The 23148-nt window shown below is 62.6% G+C and carries 22 protein-coding genes; 8 read left to right on the top strand and 14 right to left on the bottom strand.

The features are described 5' to 3' along the window. Positions 1 to 204 precede the first annotated feature (204 nt). The 5 genes from PQQ51_RS23745 to PQQ51_RS23725 all read left to right on the top strand — a co-directional run bounded on the left by PQQ51_RS23745 (position 205) and on the right by PQQ51_RS23725 (position 6947). A complete protein-coding gene (locus PQQ51_RS23745; RefSeq protein ID WP_408499302.1) occupies positions 205 to 1332 on the top strand; it encodes a regulator in 1128 nt (375 codons plus the stop codon). A 40-nt stretch (positions 1333 to 1372) separates the two neighbouring features. Then, positions 1373 to 3079, top strand: coding sequence for a single-stranded-DNA-specific exonuclease RecJ (gene recJ / locus PQQ51_RS23740; protein WP_408499301.1), 1707 nt, complete (start codon positions 1373 to 1375; stop codon positions 3077 to 3079). Positions 3080 to 3137: 58 nt separating this feature from the next. Then, positions 3138 to 4242, top strand: a protein-coding gene (prfB, locus tag PQQ51_RS23735; protein WP_408499300.1) for a peptide chain release factor 2 whose coding sequence is annotated in 2 segments (ribosomal slippage) — positions 3138 to 3218 and positions 3220 to 4242 — 1104 coding nt in all. Because the reading frame shifts where the segments join, the coding sequence is not laid out codon by codon here. A gap of 137 nt (positions 4243 to 4379) precedes the next feature. Then, on the top strand, positions 4380 to 5906 hold the full coding sequence (gene lysS, locus PQQ51_RS23730) for a lysine--tRNA ligase (RefSeq protein WP_408499299.1): 1527 nt from the start codon (positions 4380 to 4382) through the stop codon (positions 5904 to 5906). Positions 5907 to 6227: 321 nt separating this feature from the next. Further along, positions 6228 to 6947 carry a glycine zipper 2TM domain-containing protein gene (locus tag PQQ51_RS23725; protein ID WP_408499298.1) on the top strand — a complete coding sequence of 240 codons (720 nt, stop codon included), beginning with the start codon at positions 6228 to 6230 and terminating at the stop codon, positions 6945 to 6947. A gap of 98 nt (positions 6948 to 7045) precedes the next feature. Here the strand turns inward: PQQ51_RS23725 and iscX are convergent, their stop codons facing one another. The 10 genes from iscX to PQQ51_RS23675 all read right to left on the bottom strand — a co-directional run bounded on the left by iscX (position 7046) and on the right by PQQ51_RS23675 (position 14086). Beyond that, complete coding sequence (gene iscX / locus PQQ51_RS23720; protein WP_007181290.1) at positions 7046 to 7243, bottom strand: Fe-S cluster assembly protein IscX; 198 nt, start codon at positions 7241 to 7243, stop codon at positions 7046 to 7048. Between the two features lie 15 nt (positions 7244 to 7258). Next, complete coding sequence (fdx, locus tag PQQ51_RS23715) at positions 7259 to 7600, bottom strand: ISC system 2Fe-2S type ferredoxin (protein ID WP_408499297.1); 342 nt, start codon at positions 7598 to 7600, stop codon at positions 7259 to 7261. Between the two features lie 111 nt (positions 7601 to 7711). Next, on the bottom strand, positions 7712 to 9583 hold the full coding sequence (hscA, locus tag PQQ51_RS23710; RefSeq protein WP_408499296.1) for a Fe-S protein assembly chaperone HscA: 1872 nt from the start codon (positions 9581 to 9583) through the stop codon (positions 7712 to 7714). A 99-nt stretch (positions 9584 to 9682) separates the two neighbouring features. After that, positions 9683 to 10210 (bottom strand): Fe-S protein assembly co-chaperone HscB, encoded by a 528-nt coding sequence (gene hscB, locus PQQ51_RS23705; protein WP_408499295.1) that lies wholly within the window; start codon positions 10208 to 10210, stop codon positions 9683 to 9685. Positions 10211 to 10325: 115 nt separating this feature from the next. Beyond that, the gene (gene iscA, locus PQQ51_RS23700) at positions 10326 to 10649 is read right to left on the bottom strand and encodes an iron-sulfur cluster assembly protein IscA (RefSeq protein ID WP_028199494.1); all 324 of its coding nucleotides are present in this window, start codon (positions 10647 to 10649) and stop codon (positions 10326 to 10328) included. Positions 10650 to 10788: 139 nt separating this feature from the next. Beyond that, on the bottom strand, positions 10789 to 11205 hold the full coding sequence (iscU, locus tag PQQ51_RS23695) for a Fe-S cluster assembly scaffold IscU (RefSeq protein WP_408499294.1): 417 nt from the start codon (positions 11203 to 11205) through the stop codon (positions 10789 to 10791). A gap of 70 nt (positions 11206 to 11275) precedes the next feature. Beyond that, positions 11276 to 12499: an IscS subfamily cysteine desulfurase gene (locus PQQ51_RS23690; protein ID WP_408499293.1), complete on the bottom strand. Its 1224-nt coding sequence runs from the start codon at positions 12497 to 12499 to the stop codon at positions 11276 to 11278. A gap of 75 nt (positions 12500 to 12574) precedes the next feature. Continuing rightward, positions 12575 to 13105, bottom strand: coding sequence for a Fe-S cluster assembly transcriptional regulator IscR (gene iscR / locus PQQ51_RS23685; protein ID WP_408499292.1), 531 nt, complete (start codon positions 13103 to 13105; stop codon positions 12575 to 12577). A gap of 141 nt (positions 13106 to 13246) precedes the next feature. Beyond that, positions 13247 to 13744, bottom strand: a complete 498-nt coding sequence (locus tag PQQ51_RS23680; RefSeq protein ID WP_408499291.1) for a low molecular weight protein-tyrosine-phosphatase — start codon at positions 13742 to 13744, stop codon at positions 13247 to 13249. A gap of 102 nt (positions 13745 to 13846) precedes the next feature. Then, positions 13847 to 14086: a hypothetical protein gene (locus tag PQQ51_RS23675; protein ID WP_408499290.1), complete on the bottom strand. Its 240-nt coding sequence runs from the start codon at positions 14084 to 14086 to the stop codon at positions 13847 to 13849. Positions 14087 to 14331: 245 nt separating this feature from the next. On the opposite strand from PQQ51_RS23675, the gene PQQ51_RS23670 reads away from it, so the two are divergent. Further along, entirely contained in the window at positions 14332 to 14889 is a 558-nt protein-coding gene (locus PQQ51_RS23670; RefSeq protein WP_408499289.1) for a hypothetical protein, read from the top strand. A 118-nt stretch (positions 14890 to 15007) separates the two neighbouring features. Here the strand turns inward: PQQ51_RS23670 and PQQ51_RS23665 are convergent, their stop codons facing one another. Then, positions 15008 to 16423 (bottom strand): lactate utilization protein B, encoded by a 1416-nt coding sequence (locus tag PQQ51_RS23665; RefSeq protein WP_408499288.1) that lies wholly within the window; start codon positions 16421 to 16423, stop codon positions 15008 to 15010. A gap of 67 nt (positions 16424 to 16490) precedes the next feature. After that, entirely contained in the window at positions 16491 to 17213 is a 723-nt protein-coding gene (locus PQQ51_RS23660) for a (Fe-S)-binding protein (protein ID WP_408499287.1), read from the bottom strand. A 179-nt stretch (positions 17214 to 17392) separates the two neighbouring features. Here PQQ51_RS23660 and PQQ51_RS23655 point away from each other — a divergent pair, with 179 nt between their 5' ends. Further along, on the top strand, positions 17393 to 18205 hold the full coding sequence (locus PQQ51_RS23655; RefSeq protein WP_408499286.1) for an IclR family transcriptional regulator: 813 nt from the start codon (positions 17393 to 17395) through the stop codon (positions 18203 to 18205). Positions 18206 to 18296: 91 nt separating this feature from the next. Here PQQ51_RS23655 and pbpG read toward each other — a convergent pair whose 3' ends face one another. Next, positions 18297 to 19517: a D-alanyl-D-alanine endopeptidase gene (pbpG, locus tag PQQ51_RS23650; RefSeq protein ID WP_408499285.1), complete on the bottom strand. Its 1221-nt coding sequence runs from the start codon at positions 19515 to 19517 to the stop codon at positions 18297 to 18299. A 790-nt stretch (positions 19518 to 20307) separates the two neighbouring features. Here pbpG and PQQ51_RS23645 point away from each other — a divergent pair. Next, the gene (locus PQQ51_RS23645; RefSeq protein WP_408499358.1) at positions 20308 to 20880 is read left to right on the top strand and encodes a phasin family protein; all 573 of its coding nucleotides are present in this window, start codon (positions 20308 to 20310) and stop codon (positions 20878 to 20880) included. Between the two features lie 343 nt (positions 20881 to 21223). Here PQQ51_RS23645 and lpdA read toward each other — a convergent pair whose 3' ends face one another. After that, positions 21224 to 23014, bottom strand: a complete 1791-nt coding sequence (gene lpdA, locus PQQ51_RS23640; protein ID WP_408499284.1) for a dihydrolipoyl dehydrogenase — start codon at positions 23012 to 23014, stop codon at positions 21224 to 21226. Positions 23015 to 23148: the final 134 nt, after the last annotated feature.

Here is a 23148-nt window from a genome sequence, read left to right as displayed (position 1 = left end):
GTCGCGGCAAGCCGGATGGTTCCGGCAACGCCCCCGCGGCCCGTAGCAAAGTCCACGCCACGGCGCTGCCGCCGACCTCAATCAAGCGCGAAGTTTGCCATACAATGCGCCCGCATCGCGCAAACCCCGCGCGAACCCGCGTTGCACGCCGGTTCGCGCGCGCGGTGCCGATCGAGCCGGAATGGCCGCGCTCTTTGCCCTACAATGCGCAGCATCATGCACGCCAACCGCCTCCATCTTCTCCTGCCCTTCGCGCTGCCTGCCGCAGCGGACGCCTCCACCGCGCTTCACGATATCCGCAGCCCGGCTCTCGACCGGCTGATCGCGCGCGCGACGCTGATCGAACGGGTGGTCGGTGAAGACTTTCAGCGCACGCTGCCGCACGAGCGCTGGGTCGCGCGGCAGTTCGGCGTGCTGCCAGGTGGGCTATCCGGTGGCGCGGCGGCCGCTGACGAAGCGCCGCTCGCGCCGTACATGCTGCGCGCCGACGGCGGCGATCCCGGCAGCGCGACATGGGCATGCGTACAGCCGGTGCATGTGCGCATCGCGCACGATCATCTGGTGCTGATCGATCCGGCCTCGCTCGAATTGTCCGACGAGGAAGCCGCCGCGTTGCTCGCGATCGCCCGTCCGCTGATCGAGGAACTCGGCGTGCGCATCGAGGCGCCGAAGCCGCAGCGCTGGTATCTGTCGGGCGACGGTTTCGGCTCGCTGGCGGGTGCCTCCCCGTTGCGCGCGAGCGGCCGCAACATCGAAATCTGGCTGCCGCACGAAGCGCATTCCGGCGAACGTTCGCGCGCATGGATGAAGTTGCAGAACGAAGTGCAGATGGCGTGGTTCGAGCATCCGGTGAACGAAGCGCGCGAGGCGCGCGGACTGCCGGCCGTCAATTCGATCTGGTTTCATGCGCAAGGCGCGTTGCAGCCCGTCACGAGCCCGTTCGCGCGGGTTCTGTCCGACGCTGCCGCTACGCGCGGTCTCGCGATCACAGCGGGTTTGCCGACCGATACGCCGCCCGCCTCGTTCGCCGCATTGAAGGCCGCTGCCCAACCCCGCGCAGATGCTTCGTTCGCGAACGGCACCACGCTCGTCGAACTCGATCCGTTCTCCGCACCCTACATCGAGCAGGATTGGGCGCGCTGGAACGACGCGTTCGCGGCCCTGCAAACCGACTGGTTCGAACCGGCGCTCGCGGCGTTGCAGTCGGGCGAACTGATTGAACTCGGCCTGACGTTGTGCGGCGACACCGGCTCGGTGACGCTCGCCGTCACGCGCGGCGATCTGCGCAAATTCTGGCGGCGGCGCGTGCTCGCCTCGCTTTTCATCGAATGATTTACCGCCTGCTCAGCGGCCTTTCCAACGGCCTTTCCGAATGACTCGAATCGTTACGCGCGCGGCTTCCCCTGTCGACGCAGAAATCCTCACCCGGCACGGCCTGCATCCGGTGCTCGCGCGCCTTTACGCCGCACGCGGCGTGTGCATGCCCGATGAAATCGAGACCGGTCTCGCGCGGCTCGTGCCGCCGGCCGGCCTGAAGGGCTGCGAAGACGCCGCCGGCTTACTCGCCGATGCGATTCTGGGCAAGCGCCGCATGCTGGTGGTCGCCGACTACGACTGCGACGGCGCCACCGCCTGCGCGGTCGCGGTGCGTGGGCTACGCATGTTCGGCGGCCAGATCGAGTATCTGGTGCCGAACCGCTTCGAATACGGCTACGGCCTCACGCCCGAGATCGTCGCGCTGGCCGCGAAGAGCGCAGCGGGCAAGCCGGATCTGCTGATCACAGTCGACAACGGCATCGCCAGCGTCGACGGCGTGGCGGCGGCCAACGCGCTCGGTATCGACGTGCTCGTCACCGACCACCACCTGCCCGGGGATGAATTGCCCGCCGCCCGCGCGATCGTCAATCCGAATCAACCTGGCTGCACGTTTCCGAGCAAATGCATCGCCGGTGTCGGCGTGATGTTTTATGTGCTGCTGGCGTTGCGCGCGGAATTGCGCCAGCGCGGCGCCTTTAACGACACGTTCCCCGAACCGCGTCTGGACGGCCTGCTCGATCTGGTCGCGCTCGGCACGGTGGCCGACGTGGTCAAGCTCGATGGCAATAACCGGGTGCTCGTCGCGCAAGGCTTGCAGCGGATCCGCAAAGGCAAGCTGCAACCGGGCATCGCCGCGCTGTTCCGGGTCGCCGCGCGCGACGCCCGCAACGCGTCGGGTTTCGATCTCGGCTTCGCGCTCGGCCCACGGCTGAACGCGGCGGGGCGGCTGTCGGACATGTCGCTCGGGATCGAATGCCTGACTACGGACGACATCGGCCGCGCGTGGGACCTCGCGCAGCAACTCGACACGATGAACCGCGAGCGCCGCGAGATCGAAGCCGGCATGCAACAGCAGGCGCTGGAGGACTTGTCCGCCGTCGACCCGGACGGCGCGACCACGATCACACTGTTCAACCCGAGCTGGCACCAGGGCGTGATCGGCATCGTCGCGGGACGGTTGAAGGAGAAATTCCACCGGCCGTCATTCACGTTCGCACTCGCCGACGACAGCGGTCAGCTCGTCAAGGGTTCGGGGCGCTCGATTGCCGGCTTCCATCTGCGCGACGCGCTCGATCTGATCTCGAAGCGGGAACCGGGCTTGATCGTCAAGTTCGGCGGCCATGCGATGGCCGCGGGTCTCACTCTCGCCGCCGCCGACGTGCCGCGCTTTACGGCAGCGTTCGAGGCTGTGGGGCGCGAATGGCTTTCCGACGATGCGCTGTCGCGCACCGTCGAGACGGACGGTGAACTCGAAGACGCGTACTTCACGCCGCAATTTGTGGAAATGCTCGATGCGGCGGTGTGGGGTCAGGGCTTTCCGGCGCCGGTTTTTTCTGGCGAATTCGACATTGCTTCACAGGCGCTCGTGAAGGACAAGCACCTGAAACTGCAACTGATACGCGGACGCCAGCGCTTCAGCGCGATCTGGTTTAACCACACGGATACGCTGCCGGCGCGTACCACCGTCGCATACCGGCTCGCGAGCGACACGTGGAATGGGGTGTCGCGGGTGCAGTTGATTGTCGAGCATGCGGTGGGGTGAGGTGGGCGGCCGGATCCGGCTATAATTTCCCCTTTTTACGAAGCTATAAAAAATCGACATGGAAGCGGAACGTCTCAACGCGATCGAAGCCTCACTGGCGGACCTGCGCACGCGCGCGGACTCGCTACGGGGGTATCTTTGACTACGACGACAAAGCACTGCGTCTAATCGAAGTCAACCGGGAACTCGAAGACCCGGACGTCTGGAACGACTCGAAGCACGCCCAGGCCCTCGGCCGGGAAAAAAAGCTGCTCGACGACACGGTAGGCAAACTCACCGCCCTCGATAACGACCTGCGCGACGCGCAGGACCTGTTCGACATGGCCCGCGAAGAAGACGACGAGGAAACCCTCGTCGCCTGCGAATCCGACGCGCAAGGCATCGAACAGCGCGTGGCCGACATGGAATTCCGCCGGATGTTCGCGAATCCGGCCGACCCGAACAACGCGTTCCTCGACATCCAGGCCGGCGCCGGCGGCACCGAAGCGTGCGACTGGGCGTCGATGCTGCTGCGCCAGTACCTGCGTTACTGCGAGCGCAAGGGCTTCAAGACCGAAGTGCTGGAACAGACCGAAGGCGACGTCGCGGGCATCAAGAACGCCACGATCAAGATCGAAGGCGAATACGCTTACGGCTTTCTGCGCACCGAAACCGGCGTGCACCGCCTCGTGCGCAAATCGCCGTTCGATTCGTCGGGCGGCCGTCATACGTCGTTTTCGTCGGTGTTCGTGTATCCGGAGATCGACGACTCGATCGAAGTGGACATCAACCCGGCCGATCTGCGGATCGACACCTACCGCGCGTCCGGCGCGGGCGGTCAGCACATCAACAAGACCGATTCGGCCGTGCGGATCACGCACATGCCGTCGGGCATCGTCGTGCAATGTCAGAACGACCGTTCGCAGCACCGCAACCGCGCCGAAGCGATGGCCATGCTGAAATCGCGTCTGTACGAAGCGGAAATCCGCAAGCGTCAGGCCGAGCAGGACAAACTTGAAGCGGGCAAGACCGATGTGGGCTGGGGTCACCAGATCCGCTCGTACGTGCTGGACAACAGCCGTATCAAGGATCTGCGCACCAACGTCGAAATCAGCAACACCAAGAGCGTGCTCGACGGCGACCTCGATCCGTTCATCAGCGCGAGCCTGAAACAGGGCGTCTAAGCGCATACGGCGCGGCATGCATCGCATTGCCGCGCCGCGTCTTTTCGAATGCCTGTTTTTTAACGCCTGTCTGTCGACGGACTCGCAGGCCACCCGCGCGGGAACACCTCACGCGGACCACCGAACACCAGAACATCATGACCGAACCGACCCAACCGAACGCCGCGCCCGAGGTGGACGACAACAAGATCATCGCCGAGCGCCGCGAAAAACTGCGCGAGTTGCGTGAGCAAGGCATCGCCTATCCGAACGACTTCCGTCCCACGCACCACGCCGCAGATCTGCACACGCAGTACGAGCAGGTCGACAAGGAAGCGCTCGAAGCAACGCCGCTCGAAGTCGCGATCGCCGGCCGCATGATGCTCAAGCGCGTGATGGGTAAAGCGAGCTTCGCAACGATACGCGACGGGTCGGGTCAGATCCAGTTCTTCATCACGCCGGCCGACGTCGGCCAGGAAACGTACGACGCGTTCAAGAAGTGGGACATGGGCGATATCGTCGCCACGCGCGGCGTGCTGTTCCGCACCAACAAGGGCGAGCTCTCGGTGCGCTGCACCGAACTGCGTCTGCTGTCGAAGTCGCTGCGTCCGCTGCCGGACAAGTTCCACGGCCTGTCCGATCAGGAAATGAAGTATCGCCAGCGCTATGTCGATCTGATCGTCACGCCGGAAACGCGTAAGACTTTCGTCGCGCGCACCAAGGCGATCTCGTCGATCCGCAAGTTCATGGCGGATGCCGACTTCATGGAAGTCGAAACGCCGATGCTGCACCCGATTCCGGGCGGCGCCGCGGCCAAGCCGTTCACCACGCACCACAACGCGCTCGATATGCAGATGTTCCTGCGCATCGCGCCGGAGCTGTATCTGAAGCGCCTCGTGGTGGGCGGTTTCGAGCGTGTGTTCGAGGTCAACCGTAACTTCCGCAATGAGGGCGTGTCCGTGCGCCACAATCCGGAATTCACGATGATCGAGTTCTACGCGGCGTACACCGATTACCAGTGGGTGATGGACTTCACCGAGCAGTTGATCCGCCAGGCGGCGATCGACGCGCTGGGCACCGCGACCATCACCTATCAGGGCCGCGAACTGGATCTGGCCAAGCCGTTCCACCGCCTGACGATCACGCAGGCGATCCAGAAGTACGCACCGCAATATACGAACGAACAGCTCGCCGACAGCGCGTTCCTGCGCACCGAATTGAAGAAGTTCGGCGTGGACGCGTCGCAGCCGCAGTTCCTGAACGCGGGCGTCGGCGCGCTGCAACTGGCGCTGTTCGAAGAAACCGCCGAGTCGCAATTGTGGGAGCCGACGTACATCATCGACTACCCGATCGAAGTGTCGCCGCTCGCGCGCGCGTCGGACAAGTTCGACGGCATCACCGAACGTTTCGAGCTGTTCATCACCGGCCGTGAAATCGCCAACGGCTTCTCGGAGCTGAACGATCCGGAAGACCAGGCGGCCCGCTTCAAGAAGCAGGTCGACCAGAAAGACGCCGGCGACGAAGAAGCCATGTTCTATGACGCCGACTACATCCGCGCGCTGGAATACGGAATGCCGCCGGCCGGAGGTTGCGGGATCGGCATCGACCGTCTGGTGATGATGCTCACCGACAGCCCGAGCATCCGCGACGTGATCCTGTTCCCGCATCTGCGTCGCGAAGACTGATCCGCGCGAATGCGTTGCTGCTCATCAATAACGCCCGGCTCCATGCCGGGCGTTATTGATTGGGTGGGCGGCAAACACCGCGGGAAGCACCCGGCGCTTTGTAACTATCGGTAAAAGGTGCGCATTAACTGGCAGCGGCCGCGCGACGCAGTGTGTTGCGGATGCTGAACTGATCAGGCTGAGGCCCGTCCCGGCGGCCTTTTGACGCCGTCCGGCGCCGATGATTGCCCGCAAATGGTTACAAATTGAAACCCTCGCGGGATCGTTTTGCCCGAGACTACATCTCAATAACAGTCGACTCTGCTAGAGACGGAGGCCAATATGGACAATCCAGTTACCAAATCCACGCAACAACGTCGTCTTCATCCGCTTATCGCCACTGCGGCGGGCGCGGTCATCGTCGCGAGCCTTGTGGCTACGGCGGCCATCACGGGCTTGTTCCCGCACGCGTCGAGCAGCGGCGCGCAGACGGATCAGACTCAAGCCGCACAGGTCTCTGCGCAGGCTGGTACGCCGCCGGGCGTCGTCGACTCGGCGGCGCCTGTCGCAAGCCCGTCGGCTCAACAGGTACAAGCCGCACAGCAGCAGGCGCAGCAACAGGCACCCCAGCCGCAACCTGCCCCCGCGCCTCAACAGCAACAGTACGCTCAGCAACAACAGGCTCAGCCTGCGCCGCAATACGCACAGCAACCCGAGCAACCGGCCTACTGTTCGACCTGCGGCACAGTCGAAGCGATCTCGGCGGTGCGTCAGGAAGGCCACGGCACCGGGATCGGCGCGGTCGGCGGCGCAGTAGCCGGCGGTGTGGTTGGTAATCAGTTCGGCGGCGGTAGCGGTCGTACCGCGATGACGATTCTCGGCGCACTCGGCGGCGGTCTGGCGGGTAACTCGGTCGAAAAACACATTCGCAGCACCACGTCGTATTCGGTGCGTGTGCGCATGGAAAACGGCAAGACGCGCTATTTCACGTATCACGAAGCGCCGCCATTCCAGCAAGGCCAGCGCGTGCAGGTGCAGAACGGTACGTTGGTGGCAAGCTGATCACGTAGCGGCAAAAGCAGACGCAAAAAAGGCGATTCCAAATCGGAATCGCCTTTTTCTTTGGTCAAGCCGCGCGCGATCACACGCGCCGCATCGACTCAATAATCCGCATCCTCGATCCATGCAGCCTGAATCGCTTCGAGGATCTTCTCGTTCGACCGGTTCGGATCGTCGTCGAAGCCTTCGAGTTCAGTCACCCAGCGGTGCAGGTCGGTGAAACGCACCTGCTGCGGATCGATGTCCTGGTGCTTGTCAGTCAGGGCCATCGCGATGTCTTGCGTATCGGTCCACTTCATGGCTGCATCCTCCAGTTAATGGTTTTCCTTCGCGTGATTGATCGAGTAGCGCGGGATCTCGACGACCAGATCCTGCTCGGCCGGCACCATCGCCTGGCACGACAGCCGTGAAGCCGGTTCAAGTCCCCAAGCCTTGTCCAGCAGATCGTCCTCGTCTTCCTCGGACGGCGTCAAGGCGGCGAAACCCTCACGCACGATCACGTGACAGGTTGTGCACGCACAGGACTTCTCGCAAGCGTGCTCGATTTCGATGCCGTGATCGAGCAGGTTGTCGCAGATGCTCTTGCCGGGCACGGCGTCGATCACCGCGCCTTCCGGGCACAGTTCGACGTGGGGCAGCACAACGATTTGGGGCATACATTTTCCGTTTGGGTCTGCGGCACGGCAGCCGCAAACAGGCTCCGTGCCATTTTACTGGCGCCGCGCGGACTTTTTAAGTCCACGTGGCGCGGTTCATTGCCGGCGGGCTCAGATCTCGTCGAGCTTCTTGCCGGCCAGCGCGCGGCGAATGCCCTTGTTCATGCGGCGAGCGGCGAATTCGTCGGTGCCTTCGGCGAGCGTTTTAGTCGCGGCTTCGATCGCGTCGACGTCGTCGCTCTGCGCGAGATTGCGCAACGCGGCGAGCAACGCATCGAGTTCGGCGCGCTCAGCGTCGTCGAGCAGTTCGGCGTCGGCCGCGAGCGCCGCATCGGTAGCTTCGACGAGACGCCGCGCTTCGACTTGCGCCTCGCGCAGCGCGCGGGCGCGCATGTCGACTTCGGCTGTCGAGAAGCTGTCTTCGAGCATCTTCGCGATGTCGTCGTCGGCGAGACCGTAGGACGGCTTGACCACCACCGACGCCTCCACGCCCGAGCCCTGCTCGCGGGCGAACACGGACAGCAGACCGTCCGCGTCGACCTGGTACGTCACGCGAATCCGCGCCGCGCCCGCAGCCATCGGCGGAATGCCGCGCAGCTCGAAACGCGCGAGCGAACGGCAGTCGCTGACGAGCTCACGCTCGCCTTGTACGACGTGGATCGCCATCGCCGTCTGGCCGTCCTTGAAGGTCGTGAAATCCTGCGCGCGCGCAACCGGAATCGTCGAATTGCGCGGGATGATCTTCTCGGTCAGGCCGCCCATCGTTTCCACGCCGAGCGACAGCGGGATCACGTCGAGCAGCAGCCAGTCGTCACCGTCCGCGCCGCGGTTGCCCGCCAGCAGATCGGCCTGGATCGCGGCGCCCAACGCGACGACCTGATCCGGGTCCAGATTGATGAGCGGCGGCTGGCCGAAGAACGACTCGACCGCGCGCCGGATCACCGGCATGCGGGTCGCGCCGCCGACCAGCACCACGCCCTTGATTTCCCTGGTGGTGACCTTCGCGTCGCGCAACGCCTTTTTGGTCGGACCGAGCGTACGCTGCACCAGTGCCTGAGTGATCGCCTCGAAAGCGGCCTCGTCGACCGCGACATCGATCTGTGTGCCGTTCGACAGCTTCGCTCGTACGGCGGCGAGCGGCACGTCGGACAACGCCTCCTTGGTCACCCGTACGCTGTCGAGCAGCAGGCGGACGTCTTCCGGCGCGAGCGTTTGCGGCGCGATACCGGCCTGTTCGAGCACGTGGCGATACAGCGCGTGGTCGAAATCGTCGCCGCCGAGCGCGGAGTCGCCGCCCGCCGCCAACACTTCGAACACGCCCTTCGTGAGCTTCAGAATCGACAGGTCGAACGTGCCGCCGCCGAGATCGTAGACCGCGTAGAGACCTTCCGAACCGTTGTCCAGCCCATACGCGATCGCGGCCGCGGTCGGCTCGTTCAACAGACGCAGCACGTTCAGACCGGCCAGACGCGCGGCGTCCTTGGTCGCCTGACGCTGCGCTTCGTCGAAGTAGGCTGGCACCGTGATGACTGCGCCGACCAGCTCGTCGCCGAGTGAGTCTTCCGCGCGCTGGCGCAACGTGGCGAGAATTTCCGCCGACACTTCCACCGGGCTCTTCACGCCGTCGATCGTGCGGATCTGCACCATACCTGGCGCGTCGACAAAATCGTACGGCGCATTTTCGGCGCCCTCCACTTCCGCCTTGCCGCGGCCCATGAAGCGCTTGACCGACACGATCGTATTACGCGGGTCGCTGGCGGCTTCGGCCTTGGCCGCGCGGCCGATGCGGCGGCCGCCCTTCGGCAGATAGCGCACCACCGACGGCAGCAGCGCATGACCGTCCTCGTCGGGCAGCACGTCGGGCACGCCGCTGCGCACGGCGGCGACGAGGGAGTTGGTGGTGCCGAGATCGATACCGACCGCGAGGCGCCGCTGGTGGGGCGCCGGCGCCATGCCGGGTTCGGAGATTTGCAGTAGGGCCATCTGGATCTTCTCGGGGCCGCTTCGCCCCGTCCTGAATTTTTGCGTTGCTGGAGGGTAATGCTAGGGCTCGCTATGCGCAGCGATGCACGATAAGCCGCGTCAGCCGTCGAGCCGCTCGATCTGCGTGCCGACTTCCTCGGCCACCCGCTCGATGAACATCAACTGCCGCACGGCCTCGCCGGCCGCCTGGTTCACGCCGCTGTCGAGCAACGCGCCGAGCTTGTCGAACCGCACGCGCTCTTCGTCGCGCAGTTCGCCGAGCAACGCGTCGAGCGCGTCGACGTTCTTTGCCGCGGCCGCATCTTCTATGCTCTCGCGCCACTCCATCTGCTGCATCAGGAACGCCGGCTCCATCGCCGTATTGTTCTCCGCGCCGACGTCGACGCCGCGCAGATGCAGCAGATAGGTCGCGCGCTTCAACGGATCGCGCAGCGTCTGATAGGCCTCGTTGGTGCGCGTGGCCCACTGCATCGCGATGCGTTTTTGCGCGTCGCCGGCCGCGGCGAAGCGGTCCGGATGCACTTGCGCCTGCACCGTGCGGTAGGCGTGATCGAGTGCCGCCGCGTCGAGCGCGAATTGCGCCGGCAGGTCGAACAGATCGAAGTGGCTGTCGTTCAGCGAGGCCATCGGATAAAAGGAGTCCGTTCAGAAAGCGCACCGGAGTACGCACAGAAGTCGCGCGGCAAACTAAAAAGGCGGCACGCGCCGCCTTTGGTCCGCTGCACGCGGAAAATGAACCGGTCTACACGCGGAACGATTCGCCGCAGCCGCACTCGTCCTTCACGTTCGGGTTGTTGAACTTGAAGCCTTCGTTCAAGCCCTCGCGCGCGAAGTCGAGTTCCGTGCCGTCGATATACGCGAGGCTTTTCGGGTCGACAATGATCTTCACGCCGTTGCAATCGAACACTTCGTCTTCGGGCGCGAGTTCATCCACGTACTCGAGCTTGTACGCCAAACCCGAGCAACCGGTGGTGCGCACGCCGACGCGCAAGCCCACACCCTTGCCGCGGCGAGTCAGATACTTCTGCACGTGCTGTGCTGCCTTTTCGGTCAACGTAATTGCCATAGCGTTTCTCGTTGCGCGGTGCGTTCGTCGTTCATCCGACGGCCGCCGCCGCGACCCTGCCTGCATCAAATATCGTTCATGCCGGACGATGCGTTAACGCCTGCTCCGTCCGCTTCGCTTCACTCAACCGCTCGCTGCTTCAGGCGTGCTGCTTGTCGCCTTCGACCGCAGCCGTTTCGCCGTGACGTTGCTTGTAGTCGGCGACCGCTGCCTTGATCGCGTCTTCCGCGAGAATCGAGCAGTGGATCTTGACCGGCGGCAGCGCGAGCTCTTCGGCGATCTGCGTGTTCTTGATCGACATCGCCTGATCGAGCGTCTTGCCCTTCACCCATTCGGTGACGAGCGAGCTCGACGCGATTGCCGAACCGCAGCCGTACGTCTTGAACTTCGCGTCTTCGATGATGCCGTCCGCGCCCACGCGAATCTGCAGCTTCATCACGTCGCCGCAGGCCGGCGCGCCGACCATGCCGGTGCCGACTGCATCGTCGTCCTTCGCGAAGGAACCGACGTTGCGCGGGTTTTCGTAATGGTCCAGAACCTTGTCGCTATAAGCCATGATTACACTCCTTGATCCGTTTCAACCTGCAATTGCAATTCGATGAATTCGACTTCGTCCAGACGGCGCGTCAGTGCGCTGCCCATTGGATGGTCGAAATATCGATCCCGTCCTGATGCATTTCCCACAGCGGCGACAAGTCGCGCAGCTTCGAAATCTTGGTCTTCAGCAGGTTGATCACGTAATCGACATCCTGCTCGGTCGTGAAGCGGCCAACCGTAAAGCGGATCGAGCTGTGCGCGAGTTCGTCGTTACGACCCAGTGCGCGCAGCACATACGACGGTTCCAGCGAAGCCGACGTACACGCCGAGCCCGACGACACCGCCACATCCTTCACCGCCATGATCAGCGATTCGCCTTCGACGAAATTGAAGCTGATGTTCAGGTTGTGCGGCACACGCTTTTCCATGTCGCCGTTCACGTACGTTTCTTCCATTTCCGACAGGCCGCGCAACAGACGGTCGCGCAGCATGCGGATACGTTCGTTTTCCGTCGCCATCTCTTCGCGCGCGATGCGGAACGCTTCACCCATACCGACGATCTGGTGTGTAGCCAGCGTGCCCGAACGCATGCCGCGTTCGTGACCGCCGCCGTGCATCTGCGCTTCGATGCGGATACGCGGCTTGCGGCGGACATACAACGCGCCGATGCCCTTCGGGCCGTAAGTCTTGTGCGCCGAGAACGACATCAGGTCGACCTTCAGCTTTTGCAGATCGATCGCGATCTTGCCGGTGGCTTGCGCCGCGTCGACGTGAAAAATGATGCCCTTTTCGCGGGTAATCTCGCCGATCGCCTCGATGTCCTGAATCACGCCGATCTCGTTGTTCACCGACATGACCGACACCAGAATCGTGTCCGGGCGCAGCGCGGCCTTGAACTTGTCGAGGTCGATCAGACCGTCGTCTTTCACATCCAGATACGTGACTTCAAAGCCTTCGCGCTCGAGTTCGCGGCAGGTGTCGAGCACGGCCTTGTGCTCGGTCTTCACCGTGATGATGTGCTTGCCCTTGCTCTTGTAGAAGTGCGCGGCGCCCTTGATGGCCAGGTTGTCCGACTCCGTTGCGCCCGAGGTCCAGATGATTTCGCGCGGATCGGCGTTCACCAGCGCGGCGACGTTCTCGCGCGCTTCTTCGACTGCACGCTCCGCGTCCCAGCCATACGAGTGGCTGCGCGATGCGGGATTGCCGAACTGCTCGCGCAGGTACGGAATCATCTTGTCCACCACGCGCGGATCGATCGGCGTCGTCGCGCTGTAGTCCATGTAGATGGGCAGATGGAGAGTGTCGTTATTCATCAATTGCTCCGGGGACGTCATATGCTCTGGCTTCTGGGTTCTGATCAGGCTTGCGGCGAATGCTCGGGACCGCGCCTATGAACCGGCCATGTTGAAAACGGAATTCGGCCCTTTCGGCGCCACACGCACGGGCTCGACGGCGGGCGCTTCGTTGCGCCGGTCGCGCAGCACCGCCGGGGCGCCTTCGCGCGCACGCTGCTGGTCGACCAGGTCTTTTAGCGAGACCGAATCCAGGTACTCGACCATTTTCTGGTTCAGCGTGGACCACAGTTCGTGCGTCATGCAGTGACCGTCGTGCTGCTTCGTGCCTTCGCACGAGCCCTTGCCGCCGCATTGGGTGGCGTCGAGCGGCTCGTCGACCGCGATGATGATGTCGGCCACCGTCACGTCTTCAGCGCGGCGCGCGAGATTGTAGCCGCCGCCCGGTCCGCGCACGGACTCGACGATCTCGTGACGGCGCAGTTTGCCGAACAACTGCTCGAGGTAGGACAGGGAGATATGTTGGCGCTGGCTGATACCCGCAAGCGTCACCGGGCCCTGCTCCTGGCGCAGTGCCAGGTCAATCATCGCCGTGACGGCGAAACGGCCTTTCGTGGTGAGTCTCATATGGAGTGGGACCTGCTATTCTCGACAAGTTTTGTCAAGTATAAATACATGAGTGAATTAGTCAAGTATCCCTGCTGCGATTTGGGTCATTTGCTTAATTACGAGATAGGCCGGAAAGCGGCGGCCCATAGCTCGTGACGCTCAGGCGATCAACTGGGGACGAAGCACGGCGATCAGCCCGCCACAAGCCGCTTCGCATTGATCCAGCACCTGCTCGAAACCTTCCGCGCCGCCAAAATACGGATCGACGACTTCGCGGGCGCCATGCCAGCGAGCGTCCGTTTCCGGCACGAATTCCATCAACAGACGAATCTTGTCGCGTTGCTCAGGCGGGCAAATCTCGCGCAACGCGGCGATGTTCTTGTCGTCCATCGCGATCAACAGGTCGAAACGCTCGAAATCCGCCGCCGCGATCTGCCGCCCACGCAGCGCAGACAATTCGTAACCGCGCCCACGCGACGCCTGCTGCGCGCGGTCGTCCGGCGGTTGGCCGATATGCCAGTCGCCGGTGCCGGCTGAGTCGATCAGAATCCGCTCCGCGAGATTCGCCTGTTCGACCAGATGGCGCATCACGCCTTCCGCGGTCGGCGAACGACAGATGTTCCCGAGGCAGACGAAGCAGATAGATACGGTTTTCATCGCAGGCCTTCGGGAGTACGCCACCGGCGCGGATCGACAGTTGGAAAGAAGTGCCGCGATTATACAAAGGCGAGTCGAATCGCGCCGGGCGCCGCGTTGCGCTCAGGAGGCTTCCGCGAGCGGGACGGGCGTGGCTACGCGCATCGGCTTGGCCGGCAGCGGCGACGTGTCGTCGATCATTCCGTACGAGACGGCGCGCGCGAGCTCGGCGGTCAACTGGTCGGCTGCAAGCGGAGCTTGCGAAGCGCGCGATGCAGCGTCGCGCCACACGTGGAAATAGGTGGCCGCGGCGAGCAGCACAACGATGGCCAACGGCCAGTACATCGATATTGTCTTTTTCATGATGTGGTTCGTTCCGATTGGGGGGCGCATGAGCTTGTGGCCCACTATGCCCAGTCGAAATCTTATAGAAATCATCAATCGGGAAAAACCCGCTTATATGAGATAGAGCGTTGCTTCAGACGAAATAGTGCTGAACAGCGAGTTCCGGCACGAAAAAGAAATGCTTACAAACACATACAAAGCATGTGCGACGGTTAGCGATAATGGTTGTCTTACAAACATTAAATCTTCGACCGGTCGTACTCATGCCACGCCTTGCACCATTCGTCGGTCTCGCCGTCGCCGCGCTATTGAGCGGTTGCGCGGTCTATCCGGACGGCACGCCAATGTATAGCAACGGTTACGGCGGTGCCTATGACGGCTACGCCGGCTACCCCGCCGGCGCGCCTGTCGCGCCGCCAGCCAATGTGTATATGGGGTTTGGCGGCTATTCGGGACCGGCCTATTACGACGGTCCCGGCCGCTACTATGGACCTGGCCCGGGATACCGAGGGAATCCTGGCTATGGCCGGGATCGCTACGACAACGGCAATCGGGGTAACGGCGGTAATGGTAGTAACGGTAGTAACGGTGGCTGGCACGGTCAGCCGAATAACGGCGGCCAGAATGGCGGACCGCCTCCGCGAGGAGCGGCGGGCGGCCCTGGCGGTCCGGGTGGATCAAACGGCCCGCGCCCTGGCGCCGGTGGGCCGCCGCCAGGGCCACCGCCCCAGCAGGCGAATGGCGGCGGACGTGGCAACGGCGGCGCTAATGTGCCACGCGGCGTACCCGGGCGTCAGCCGGGCGCGCCGTCGGACCATTGAGTTTCTTTCGTCACCGTTGGGTCAATGCCTGAAAATTCTGCGCGTCGCGAATCGCCCCCGCTTACCGCAGCAAGCCGCCCAAGCACTGATTCACCCCGACACGGCCATGCCCGCCGCTTCAGCCGATATGGCTACGCTGCGCCGCGTAAAGCTCCCGGAACGTACGGCCAACGGGCGCAGGCATTTCACGCGTATTCGTCCAGCCGGCTCCGGCGAGCGGCAACTTCGCAATCGAACGGTTCCGGCCGCCCATTTGCTCGAGCACGCGAACCACGAGCCTGGTGAAAAGCGCATAGGCGCCCGGATGCAGCGCGAGAAAACCCCACACAGCGAGCCCGACCCGCTCGCCCCACGGCCGCAGACGCCGCTCCACCTGCGCTTCGCGCAGCTTGCGCAGCAGGTCGGATAGCGGAATTCCCACCGGACAAACGCTGTTGCACTCACCGCACAACGTAGCGGCTTGCGGCAGGTCCAGCGCCTTCTCCAGCCCGACATAACTCGGTGTCAGCACCGAACCCATCGGCCCCGGATAGACCCAGCCGTATGCGTGACCGCCGACCTTCTGATACACCGGACAGTGGTTCATGCACGCGCCGCAACGGATACAGCGCAGCATCTCCTGAAAGTCACCGCCGATCAGTCCCGTGCGGCCACCGTCGACGAGCACCACATACATATGCTCCGGCCCGTCCTGATCCTCCTCCCCGCGCGGCCCGGTCAGCACGGAGAAGTAGTTGGAAGTCGCCTGCCCGGTTGCCGAGCGCGGAAGCAGACGCATTGCCGTCGCCAGGTCCTCCAGCGTCGGCAACACCTTTTCGATTCCGGTGACAGCCACATGCACACGCGGCATCACCGTACACATGCCTTCGTTGCCCTCGTTCGTAACCAGCACCACCGAACCCGTTTCCGCGACCACGAAATTGCCGCCCGTCACGCCCATGTCCGCGGTCATGAAATGCGGCCGCAGCATCTCGCGCGCCTCACGGGTCATGTCGGTAATTTCGGTGAGCCGCGGCCTTCCGTGCGTTTTAGCGAACAGATCGGCAATCTCGTCCTTATCCTTGTGGACCACGGGCGCGATGATGTGGCTAGGCGGCTCGTTGTCGTTGATCTGCAAAATGTATTCGCCCAGATCCGTTTCGATCGACTGCACGCCCATCTGCCCGAGCACTTCATTCAGGCGCATTTCCTCGGTGACCATCGACTTGGTCTTGATCACCTTCTTCACGTCATGCCGCCGCGCGATATCGCCGACGAGGCGCGCCGCCTCCTGCGTCGTTTCGGCAAACAGCACGGTGACACCGCGGCGCGACGCCTCGCGCTCGAAGGTTTCGAGCCACACGTCGAGATTGTCCAGAGCCCGATTGCGACGCTCCTTGAGCGCGGCGCGGGTGGCGGGAAAGTCGATCGCGGTGATCGCTGCGGCACGCGCCGACACGAACTTGGTCGACAGCTTGGTCAGATTCTGCTGCAGACGCTGGTCAGCGAGTTTCTGACCGGCGCGCGCCTTGAATTGCATGGTTTGGACTTGCATGGCGGCCTTGTGCGGTTCACTCAAATGCGCAACGGACTACGTGAAATGGGACGCTGACGGCGTAGCGTCAGACGTCGCCGGCCAGCACCTGCGCGATGTGCAGCACGCGGGTGGTCGTGTCGCCCGTGCGACGCAAACGTCCCTCGATATTCAGCATGCAGCCGAGATCGCCGAGCACCACCGCACCCGCGCCGCTCGCGCCGATATTCGCGCATTTCTCGTCGACGATCGCCGTGGAAATATCGCCGTACTTGACCGCGAAGGTGCCACCAAAACCGCAGCAGTGCTCGCAGTCCTTCATCTCGGTCACGGCGACACCCACCTGCTTGAGCAACGCGCGCGGCTGCGCCTTCACACCGAGCTCGCGCAACCCGGAACAGGAATCGTGGTAAGTCACCTGCCCGGCGAACTCGCCCGGTTGCAATTGCACCTTGGCTACGTTGACAAGGAAATCCGTCAACTCGAACACTTTGGCGCGCAGCCGGCCGAAGCGGCCCATCATTTCAGGATCGTCGGCGAACAGGTCGCCGTAGTGCGTGCGAATCATCCCGCCGCAAGACCCCGACGGCACCACGATGTAGTCAAACTGTTCGAACTCGCGCAGCGTTTTCTGAGCCAGATCGCGCGCAATGCGCCGCTCGCCCGAGTTGTAGGCGGGTTGCCCGCAACAGGTTTGCGCGGGTGGAACCACCACCTCGAAACCGGCGCCTTCGATCAGCTTGATGACCGAAAAACCGATTTCGGGACGCATCAGGTCGATCAGACAGGTAACGAACAATCCGACTCGCATGAGCCCTCCTTCGGGAAAACGTGCCTGATTATCCGCTGTTTGGCGCACAATACCAATTGCCAAAAGCCATAAGACGAATACCGCGGCATATTGGAATAGGCCCTCCAACCGCTTCCCATCTTTTCACAATACGGGATACAATCAATTTCCGCTGTTTGACGCGTCAACCAATTCCTCCCATGAGCGATACGAACCCGGATCCCAAAACTTCGATCCAGGTGATCGAACGCATGATGCGCCTGCTCGACGCACTCGCTGCGCATAGCGACCCGGTCAGCCTGAAAGAACTCGCCATCCGCACGGAACTGCATCCGTCCACCGCACACCGCATCCTGAACGACATGGTGATGTGCCGGCTCGTCGACCGCTCCGATCCGGGCACTTACCGTCTCGGTATGCGCCTGCTCGAACTGGGCAACCTGGTGAAGGCGCGGCTGTCGGTGCGCGACGCGGCGCTCACGCCGATGCGCGAATTGCATCGGCAAACGGGGCAGACGGTGAATCTATCGGTGCGCCAGGGCGACGAGATCGTCTATATCGAGCGCGCGTATTCCGAGCGCTCCGGCATGCAGGTGGTGCGGGCGATCGGCGGCCGCGCGCCGCTGCATCTGACTTCGGTGGGCAAGCTGTTCCTCGCCGCCGACGAATCGACCCGCGTGCGTGCGTACGCCACCCGCACCGGCCTATCCGGCCACACGCAAAACAGCATCACGGATCTGACCAAGCTCGAGCGTGAACTGTCGCTCGTGCGTCAGCAGGCTTGCGCGCGCGACAACGAAGAGCTCGAACTGGGCGTGCGTTGCATCGCAGCCGGCATCTACGACGACACCGGCAAGCTGGTCGCGGGTCTGTCGTTGTCGGCCCCGGCGGATCGTTTGCAGGACTCGTGGCTGGGGCAAGTGAGCCAGACCGCGCTGATGATTTCCGAATCGCTCGGCTATCGGCCGCAAACACCGCAGGACCATTCGCATCCGCATTCGCACCACGCGTAAGCGGCGGCGTTGGGTCGAAAAAAAGCCTCGCATCCGCTGCGAGGCTTTTTTATTCGGCCGACCGATCCGCGGACCGGCCACTTCATCACGCTCAGGTGCCCGGACCGCCGGCATCCGCACTGGTGATACGCGCCTGATCGCCGCCGTTGTCGAGCCACGTACGCAGACGTGTTGCATCGGCAAAGCGCGAGTACTTACCCGACGAGTCGAGCAGCACCATGATCATCGGACGGCCATGAATGGTCGCCTGCATCACGAGACACTCGCCTGCTTCGTTGATGAAGCCGGTCTTTTGCAGGCCGATGTCCCAGGTGGGATTGCGCACCAGCGCGTTCGTGCTGTTGTACGCCAGCGTACGCTTGCCGGTGTACACCTCGTAGCTGTGATCGGTCGAGAACTTGCGGATCAGCGGGTACTGATACGCCGCGTTGACCATCTTCACGAGGTCACGCGCGCTCGACACGTTCTGGCTCGTCAAACCCGTCGGGTTTTCGAAGTGGGTGTCGGTCATGCCGAGTTGCTTGGCTTTCGCGTTCATCGCCGCGAGGAAAGCCGGGCGGCCGCCGGGGAAATAACGCGACAGCGCTGCGGCCGCGCGGTTTTCCGAAGCCATCAGCGCGATGTGCAGCATGTCTTCACGCGAGAGCACCGAGCCCACGGACAAACGCGAGCCGGTGTTCTTTTCGTAGTCGCGGTCTTCGTCGGTGACTTCGATCTGATCGGTCATCGGCTCTTTCGAATCGAGTACCACCATCGAGGTCATCAGCTTGGTGATCGACGCGATCGGCACCACGGCGCGCGAGTTCTTGTCGAACAGCGATTCGCCGCTGTTCTGGTCGATCACGTATGCGACGCTCGAACGCAGCATCAGCGCATCGGGCGTTTCATGCAGCCCGAAAGCCTGGCCGACCGTCGGCTGACGCGGTTCGTACGCAACGCGGCGCACCACCGAGCGATGACGGCCATTCGACGTGTACGTCACGCGCTTGCGCTTGACGCGCGGCGCAGCGTCGTCTGCGGCGGCCACGGTCTTGACCGCGGCGGTCTTCGCAGCAGCGCCTTTAACCGCCTTCGACGACTTGCCCGACACTTTGTCGGCACTCGCCGTGGCTGATTTTTTGGCCGCTTTCGCGCGTTTGGAGGGTTTGGCAGGTGCCGCAGGCGCAGTTGCCGTGGCGGTGGCCGTGGCGGCAAAAGCGGTGCCAGGCGTGGCGAACGCCGCCGCGATGACCATGGAGGCGGCCACCGACAGAGCGGTGCTGCGGGCCGCGCCGTGGATCACTTTTAGCGACGAAAACATGTCGGTTTTCATGGGTGTTCGGTAGGGAGCGGCGAGAGGTTTCCGCAAGTGTAGTAAAACAACGAAAAATTAGCAATTTGAAGCACTTATACGCGCTCCTTAAACCGGCTTGTAAGCTCCGATCGCAAAAACACGAATAAGTGCCGCGGATCGATCGAAAAAAACGATCGATGACGCGCTTTGCCCCACTGTTGCCGCCGGAATGAAAGAATTCGATACGATCCTTCCAGCATAACGGCAACTTCGAGACAAGCTTGATCAGGGGAAATACGGTCGGCATGCAAGCAGGACAACGCATGGCCTGCATACCGGAGCGCTAGCGGAAGCTCGCAGCAGCGTGTTAAACGCCTGCTCCAGACCGCCAACGCGCATTCGACCGGCATAGCGCATTAACGTTCCGTGACACTTTACGGTTTACACAGGAACGCGTCGATTCGCGAATTAATGCGCGATATCGCACGCTGCGTACGCGGGCGCGACGATCGCGTCATTCTATGGGCACCTCCCCAACAACGCTGCGAATCAGGCAAAAAATACGGATTCGCCGCGCACCAGTTCGGTGCGCAAGGTAAATCTACCGACGTCACCCGCATGCCATGCCACCTGCATAACATATTGTTTTATCAGCACTTTCTTAATATTGTGCGTCGCACAAAAATCACTTGACATTCATTTCAACCGCCCTAAAATGGGAACCATTGCTGCGATGCACAAAACATCGCAGTCCGGGCGGACGAGCTTTAGCGTCTGGCCATCAACCCAACGCGGTCGCACAGACAGACCGCTATTCAGGAGCGTAACCATGACTCTGCTGACCCCCGAGCAATTCGCTGCAGCCCAGAAAGCCAACTTCGAAACGCTGTTTGGCTTGACGACCAAAGCATTTGAAGGCGTCGAAAAGCTCGTCGAATTGAACCTGCAAGTCGTGAAATCGACGCTCGCGGAAAGCCAGGAAAATGCACAACGCGCATTGTCCGTGAAGGACGCGCAAGAACTGCTGGCCCTGCAAGCGAGCCTTGCGCAGCCCGTGGCTGAAAAGGCGCTGTCGTATGGCCGCCATGTGTACGAAATCGTGTCGGCAACGCAAGGCGAGTTCACCCGCGTTGCTGAAGCGCAATTCGAAGAGCAAAACCGCAAGGTTCAGTCGCTCGTCGAAAACGTCGCGAAGAATGCACCGGCCGGTTCGGAAACCGCTGTCGCCGTGATCAAGTCGGCTATCACCGCCGCCAACACCACGTACGAAACGGTTCACAAGGCAACCAAGCAAGCCGTCGAAATCGCCGAAAGCAACTTCAATGCAGCTGCAACGGCCGCATCGAAGGCAGCTTCGCAAGCCGCCGCGCAAGCATCGCGCTCGGCCAAGAAGACAGTCTAAGTTTCATCTGCATCACCTCGCGCCGGCCGGGCTTTCACACGCCTGGCCGGCGTTACCGCAAGCAACAGCGTCGTGCCGTTGCCGCTCACACGGTTTGAATTGGCCGAACGCTCCGATACGTTGAACGACGTATCGTTTGCCCGGCGAACAGGCCGGGATTTTTTTTCCCGCCACCTGACATGCTCCGTGCATGTTTCGAACTTTTTGCGTGGTGATACACCGAGGTAATGCGCACTCCCCCGCTGCGGTATAAAAAACGGCGCGCCCTTTGCGGGGCGCGCCGTTTTTTTGCTTCAGGCATAGGTTCCGTCGGACCCGCGCGCATGCACGCGGGCCGTCTGGCTTACTTCTTTTTCTGCGGCGGCAGATCCGTACAGACACCTTCATACAATTCGGCGGCCATCCCGATCGATTCGCCGAGCGTCGGATGCGGGTGAATGGTTTTGCCGATATCCGTTGCGTCCGCACCCATCTCGACTGCCAGACACACTTCGCTGATCAGGTCGCCGGCATTCAGACCGACGATACCGCCACCGATCACGCGATGCGTTTCTTCGTCGAACAGCAACTTCGTGAAGCCTTCGTCGCGGCCGTTGGCGATCGCGCGGCCCGACGCGGCCCACGGAAACACTGCCTTGCCGTACTTGATGCCGGCGGCCTTCAACTGGTCTTCGGTCTTGCCTGCCCATGCCACTTCCGGATCGGTGTAGGCCACCGACGGAATCTGCAGCGCGTCGAAGTACGCCTTCTCGCCGTGTGCGGCTTCGGCGGCGACATGACCTTCGTGCACCGCTTTGTGCGCGAGCATCGGCTGACCGACGATATCGCCGATCGCGAAGATGTGCGGCACGTTGGTGCGCATCTGCTTGTCGACGTCGATGAAACCGCGATCCGTCACCGCGACGCCGGCCTTGTCCGCGCCGATCTTCTTGCCGTTCGGCGTACGGCCGACGGCGACCAGCACGAGGTCGTAGCGTTGCGCTTCGGCCGGCGCCTTTTCGCCTTCGAACGACACGTAGATGCCGTCGTCTTTGGCTTCGGCCGCGGTGGTCTTCGTCTTCAGCATCACGTTGGCGAAACGCTTGCTGTTGTACTTCTCCCAGACCTTGACCAGATCGCGGTCCGCGCCGGCCATCAGACCGTCGAGCATTTCGACCACATCGATCTTCGCGCCGAGCGTCGCATAAACGGTCGCCATTTCCAGACCGATGATGCCGCCGCCGATCACCAGCATGCGTTGCGGAATCTGACGCAGTTCGAGCGCGCCGGTCGAATCGACGACGCGCGGATCTTGCGGAATGAACGGCAGCTTCACCGCTTCCGAGCCGGCGGCGATGATGGCCTGCTTGAACCTGACGACTTTCTTGCCGCCTTCGGTCTGCACTTCCATGTGATGCGGATCGACGAACGAGCCGGTGCCCGTCACGACTTCGACCTTGCGCGCCTTGGCCATGCCGGCGAGACCGCCGGTGAGCTTCTTGACGACGCCGGACTTGAAGTCGCGCAGTTTGTCGAGATCGATCTGCGGCTTGGCGAACGTGATGCCGTGCGCGCCGAGCGCTTCTGCTTCGTCGATGACGAGGGCCGTGTGCAGCAACGCCTTCGACGGAATGCAGCCGACATTCAGACACACGCCGCCGAGCGTTGCATAGCGTTCGACGAGCACGGTCTTCATGCCGAGGTCGGCGGAACGAAACGCCGCCGAGTAACCGCCGGGACCCGAACCGAGCACGAGCATGTCGCACTCGATATCGGCGTTACCGGAGAAGCTACCCGCTTGAGGAGCGGGCGCAGCGGCCTTCGGCGCGGCGGCAGCCGCGGGTGCGGGCGCCGGAGCAGCTTCCTTGGCGGGCGCCTTGGGTGCGTCTTTCGGTGCATCTTTAGCCGACGCATCCGCCGACGTTTCGACGAGCGCGATGACAGCGCCTTGCGAGACTTTGTCACCGGGTTTGATGCGGACTTCCTTGACGGTGCCGGCGGTATCGCTGGGCACTTCGATGGAGGCCTTATCGGACTCGAGCGTCAGGAGAGCCTGCTCGTTCTCGATGACATCGCCTGGTTTGATATTGACTTCGATGACATCGACGTCTTTGAAGTCACCGATATCCGGCACTTTTACTTCGACGAGACTCATAGTGTCCCCTTCTCTTATTGACCGTGATGAAGCACGCAAACCCAAAGAAACGCGGCCCAAAAGCTGGCAGCGTCCTGGACAGAACATCCTTTGCTGTCCGCCTAAGGACGCGCCTTTCTTTTGCCTACTTTTCT

Source organism: Paraburkholderia xenovorans (assembly GCF_046030735.1).
Classification (GTDB): domain Bacteria; phylum Pseudomonadota; class Gammaproteobacteria; order Burkholderiales; family Burkholderiaceae; genus Paraburkholderia; species Paraburkholderia xenovorans_A.
This window is presented reverse-complemented; position numbering and strand designations above follow the sequence as displayed.